General features: G+C 51.1%; 2 protein-coding genes. Both read right to left on the minus strand.

Annotated elements, in window-relative coordinates; all coding sequences use genetic code 11:
- Positions 1-170: 170 nt before the first annotated feature.
- Positions 171-629: a DotD/TraH family lipoprotein gene (locus tag A6U95_RS25305; RefSeq protein ID WP_065686496.1), complete on the minus strand. Its 459-nt coding sequence runs from the start codon at positions 627-629 to the stop codon at positions 171-173.
- A gap of 39 nt (positions 630-668) precedes the next feature.
- Positions 669-1,884 (minus strand): shufflon system plasmid conjugative transfer pilus tip adhesin PilV (gene pilV / locus A6U95_RS25310; RefSeq protein ID WP_083196462.1); only part of this gene is annotated, 1,216 nt, incomplete at its 5' end.

Raw genomic sequence — 1,884 nt, forward strand, 5'->3', positions numbered from 1 at the left:
AGCCTCTTCAAGCAGCTGACGCCGCGTTTCCGACACATCCGACGAGGACGGCTGTGAAGGGCTGAGGTAACTGCCCATATCTGGCGGTGCAGACTCTGAAGGGGATTGTGCAACTGCTGCCTGGCCGCACAGTACGCCATTGACGAAAAGTAGCGTCAGAATGGATTTTTTCATCTACGCCCCCTCGGTTTTTCTGGTTGTGAAAAGGCCAGCGTGAGCTGGCCAGGAAACTCATGCAGTGTGGCCCGCCAGGCAGTCTGGACTTCAATCATTCGCAACAGGTTTTGGTAAGTCACTCCGTTGACGTGCACATTGACTGGCAGCGGGAGCCGCACCCCCGTCCAGTTAAAGGTCATTCCACGCTGGCGGGCCAGATGAGAAAGCAACTCGACAGCATCGCCATCCCAGTCAACCGTGACGCGCTGCGAATGAGCATTGATAACAGGCGTAAAAAATGCATTTCGAACCTCATTAACAGCACCCGCCTCCCAGAGCGTAACGTTATTATTTTGCACATTCTGGACAGCGGTTATCATTTGCGTTGATGGCGTTACAAGGGAAATCGGTTTGGAATTATGTGTGCATCCGCCGAGCAACAGCCCGATGGACACCACCAATAGAATTCTCATCAGATTGAGTTCCTGTGGAAATAAAGCGGGAAGTGAACGTTATTGGTAGGCCAGTACCCAAAATTGCCCAGGGCTACACCCTCGTTCAGGCAAAGGATTTGAAACAATATTGTAGTTAGTGCCAGCGGGCACGGCGAAATTGATAGTTGTACTTTTTGCCCAACCAATATTATTATTCATACTTGTTGCCACAGTTAAATTATTAACATTTGCGACTAGTGCATAAGTATTTTCACATGCACCGTCATCAACCGCCAAACCAAACTTCGTAGATTGTCCACCCATCGCCGTGATCCACATCGTTGTACTTCCTGTATTACTTCCTGAAAAATTACCGACGTGATACCCCAATTGTTGGTAGGAACCGTTACTTTTCCCTGCGCCTTTCCATACGCCATTCTGACAGAATAAAAGAGCACCATCAGCGGCCCGCCCAACTAAACCATTTTGGCTACACCCCCAGCCTTCATTTGCCGTACCATCCAGTTGCAGATATTCACCGACAGATGCCCTCCCATCAGCACGAACTGTCCCGCCTTTCAGTTGGCCACCGGTATAAATGCCTTTATTGTTTACCGACCTTATCCAGTCGTTGTCATCCATATAAAGCCCACCGCCGTGGTCTTCATTGAGCCAACCTTTACCATGCTTGGTAATAAGCCAGCCGCTATTACTGCGGATATCCCCGTTAGCGGTGATATTATTCGCATTATTCACGTCATTGGCGCCCATATCAATTGCAGTATGCATCTTGTTAAGGTCGGGACGGCCGTTAACTTTGAAACGATACAAGCGATCGCTTTCTTCTGCCCCACCGGCCAATACATCAGACGTCAGGTAGGCCACCAGGTGACCACTCTGCCCACTGAGCCCCAGACTCGACAGGTTGACTTGCCAGCCACCGCCGGCACCGTTGGCAATATTGGCGGGATAGATATATCCCCCAAGACCAGAGGTGTTCTGGGCGATATACCGCTGCCCCTTGAACGCAATATCCTGACCGCCGGCCGTCAACACAAAGGCAACCAGTTTGTCGGTCTGCGTGGGATTGCGCGTCACGGCGAGGATATAGGTTTGGGTATTATTGTTGGTCAGGGAAAAACCCGGCGGTAAATACCCTTTATCCCGTAGGGTCTGCCCCGTTACCGTGACGTTTCCGCCCCCTTTGACCTGGTTCAGTAACGTGTCGTAGTTATCTTTAACGTATCGGCGTGCACCCTGGCTCACCGTGCTCAGGTGTGTGGCAGTCACGACC

Source organism: Serratia sp. 14-2641 (genome assembly GCF_001692375.1).
Classification (GTDB): Bacteria; Pseudomonadota; Gammaproteobacteria; order Enterobacterales; family Enterobacteriaceae; genus Chania; species Chania fonticola_C.